The organism is Schaalia sp. (assembly GCF_050312375.1).
Taxonomy (GTDB): Bacteria; Actinomycetota; Actinomycetes; order Actinomycetales; family Actinomycetaceae; genus Pauljensenia; species Pauljensenia hyovaginalis.
On record NZ_JBNOYB010000026.1, the window covers coordinates 1 to 2,717 of the forward strand.

4 protein-coding genes and 1 pseudogene are annotated in these 2,717 nt (G+C 66.0%); all 5 read right to left on the reverse strand.

The window, feature by feature from the left end:
• Positions 1–247 (reverse strand): annotated as a pseudogene (locus tag ACQY7V_RS01955) (hypothetical protein); the annotation flags it as partial.
• Complete coding sequence (locus ACQY7V_RS01960; RefSeq protein ID WP_428638649.1) at positions 244–597, reverse strand: hypothetical protein; 354 nt, start codon at positions 595–597, stop codon at positions 244–246. The gene ACQY7V_RS01960 and the pseudogene ACQY7V_RS01955, both read right to left, overlap by 4 nt.
• 115 nt (positions 598–712) lie before the next feature.
• The gene (locus ACQY7V_RS01965; RefSeq protein WP_428638652.1) at positions 713–1,000 is read right to left on the reverse strand and encodes an HNH endonuclease; all 288 of its coding nucleotides are present in this window, start codon (positions 998–1,000) and stop codon (positions 713–715) included.
• A gap of 205 nt (positions 1,001–1,205) precedes the next feature.
• The gene (locus ACQY7V_RS01970; RefSeq protein WP_428638654.1) at positions 1,206–1,415 is read right to left on the reverse strand and encodes a hypothetical protein; all 210 of its coding nucleotides are present in this window, start codon (positions 1,413–1,415) and stop codon (positions 1,206–1,208) included.
• The gene (locus ACQY7V_RS01975; RefSeq protein ID WP_428638657.1) at positions 1,402–2,337 is read right to left on the reverse strand and encodes a hypothetical protein; all 936 of its coding nucleotides are present in this window, start codon (positions 2,335–2,337) and stop codon (positions 1,402–1,404) included. Before ACQY7V_RS01975 ends, ACQY7V_RS01970 begins: the two co-directional genes overlap by 14 nt.
• Positions 2,338–2,717 lie beyond the last annotated feature (380 nt).

A 2,717-nucleotide genomic window follows, 5' to 3' on the forward strand; every position in this document is an offset into this window, starting at 1 on the left:
ACTGTGTCGTTTTCCCGGACTGGCGGGGCACGGTCACGAGGATGTCGCGATAGTGGTAGACGCGCCTGCCCCATGCGTCGATCTGGTATTCGGTTCCGACGGCCCAGACGTAGCGTTGCCACGGCTGGGGTTCTTTGCCCATGAGCCTGCACACGCGGGTTATCTGCGGTTCCTCGGTGCGCCAAGCGCGGTCGCGGGCGGGCCCGTACTGGGGGCGCGGGAAGACGGTGAAGGTGCGGCGGGTCATGCGGCGGGGGTGTTGTCGAAGGGACATTCGGGGGCGTCGGAGGGGTCGAGGAGGCGGCGCAGTTCGTCGATGAGGCTTCCCCCCGTGTCGGCGGCCTCGGGGAGCCGCTGGGCGATGTCGTTTAACGCTTTGAGGAGGTTCGACCGGCCCGAAGCGGCGTCGGTCGGCTTGATCTGGTCAACGGCGCGGGCTGCGGTGAGGACGAGGGCACGGGTCCCGGCGTGTTCGGGTCCCATTACCCCGGATTCTTCGAGGGCTCTCATCTGTTCGAGGTAACCGCGTTCGACTTCCCCGATTTCCGGGGTTTTCTGGGGGTTTTCGGCCCATAATCCGGGCTGGTCGGGGGTCATGGTCGGGGCCTCCTTTCGCGGTGTGACCTGGGGTTTTTTGTGAGAGTTTGGGGAGGGAGAAACACGCTGGCGCGGGGTGGAACGGCGTTCGCGCTGGCAGAAAAACGCGGGTCGATCATCGGCGGCGAGTGAACGCGGCGAGGCCGTCGGCGACGAGCCCGGCGGGCCCGGAGGCTTGGCGCGCGCCCGCGCTGTAGTTACATGAGCGGTGAGCCGGTCGGCAGTTATCGAAGGTCGTGCGCCCGCCCTGCGAGCGGGGCGTGAGGTGCTGGCAAGACTCCTCGCCCCTGCGGATCGGGAGCCCACAGATGCAGCACACGGCGCCGAACCTCCGGATGAGTTCCAGCGTGAACGCCCGACGCCACTTGCCCGGTCGGCTCGTCCAGTCGTCCACAGTGCTCACGCGATCACCTGCACGGGGGCAGTGCCGGGCCTACGGGTCTGGGCCTGTACCCACATGCCAACGTCACGCGGCGCGTAGCGAATGAGCCTGCCGACCCGAACGTAATCCGGGCCCGTCCCCCGCTGACGGCGGCGCACTAGCGCCCGCTCGGTGATCCCAAGGAACTCGGCGGTCTCGGCGGTCGTCCACAGTCTCGGCCGGTCACTCACTGCCCGCTCCTCACCGTGGTGATGATCTCGTGGGCACAATCGACAACATTGGTGGCCTGAACGAAGATCCTCATCTGCGCAGCGCTCATCGAATACCCCGAACCGTTGTCAACCAGCTCGCGCAGGCGCTCGGCGATCGCGAGAAGGTCCTCGGACGCATCGAGCAGGGCGAGGCGGGTTTCGTGGTTGGTGTCATGCGTTTGCAAGGCGGGCCGCCTCCTCGTCGACAAGGATGAGATCGGACCATTCGGACCGGCGCTTGTCTGGGTATGTGGCGCGCATGTACGCGGCGAAGGCGCTGCCCTTCGCTTCCTCGTCAGCTTCTTGCTTCGTCCTTTGCTCGGCGCGCAAGCGCTCCGCCTCCTTCTCGGCGATCTTCTGGGCCTCCTGGTAGTCCTGCCATGCCTTGGATCGGCAAGCGTTGCAGGAGCCGGGGCCGATGTCGATCATGGAGTGCGTGCATACGACGGGCATGAACTCGCGTGGTGGGGTTTGCTTTTGCATCTTGTCCTTCTTGGCTTCTTCTCTGAGGTATCGGGTGGCTTTCCAGATTTCGAGGGCTTCGGCTTGGCGTTCGCGCTTGGCGTGGATCTTGTTGGCGGGGCGGGGATTGATGAACTGAGACGATGAGGGCGCGCCCTCGTTAGGCGCCCTCTTCTCGTAGAGAGAGAGGCTGTGTTTAAAGTCCGCATGGTTCTCGGCGCGCTGGCGGGGGCGGATCCTTGCGCGTTCGAGGAGGGCGAGTCTGGCGAGCGTTTCGCGGCGCCGTTCCTCTAGCGCCTTGTCGTGCTTGGGCCTAAACGCGAGGGTCAACTCGACAAGGCGTGCCTTGATGATGCGGATGACCGAGGGCATGGGCTTGCCGTCCCAGATCCCGCCACGCTGGTAGGTGATGAGGCCGAGGTCTTCGAGGTCGTGCAGGCATCGCCGGACCGTTTTCTCATGGCATCCTGCGCGGTCGGCGATCTGCGAGGCTGATCCGATGACCTCGGCGGCGAGATCCGCCGTCTGCTCGCGGGCCATGACGGCGAGGGTCTGCAAGACGATTCGCCGATACGCCCATGCTCGGCCTCGGAAGGGCCCCCAGTTGACGCGCGCGAGAGCGGCGAGGATATCCCCGACACGCATCGAGGCATTGAGACGCCCCCGGCTCATAGCCTTGGCCCTTCATGGGCAACCTGGGCGCGGATACGCGCCGAGATCTCGGCGGCGGTGGCCTGCCTAATGCTCACGGGGTGCTCTTCGCCGTCGTCTATCCGCAGCCTGGGGACAGGGTGAGGACCGAGGGGCGGCTCCCAGGACTGTTCGCAGTCGCGCCAGGCCTCGCGCGACGGGAAACGCGTCTGCGGCGGCCCGTAATAATGCAGATCCGCGATCCTCATCGCCCCGTCCCTTCCTCGTCCACCACCAGGGCCCAGATGACAACCGAGACCGAAAGCCACGCCAGAGCCCAGCCGTTGCCCGGCCACGCCGCACGCGCCCCCCAGAACTGAACAACGAAGACCACA

What these genes read in the sequence shown, in the direction of transcription:
- ACQY7V_RS01960 (WP_428638649.1), bottom strand. Translation starts at nt 597, where the DNA reads ATGACCCCCGACCAGCCCGGATTATGGGCCGAAAACCCCCAGAAAACC.
- ACQY7V_RS01975 (WP_428638657.1), bottom strand. Translation starts at nt 2,337, where the DNA reads ATGCGTGTCGGGGATATCCTCGCCGCTCTCGCGCGCGTCAACTGGGGG.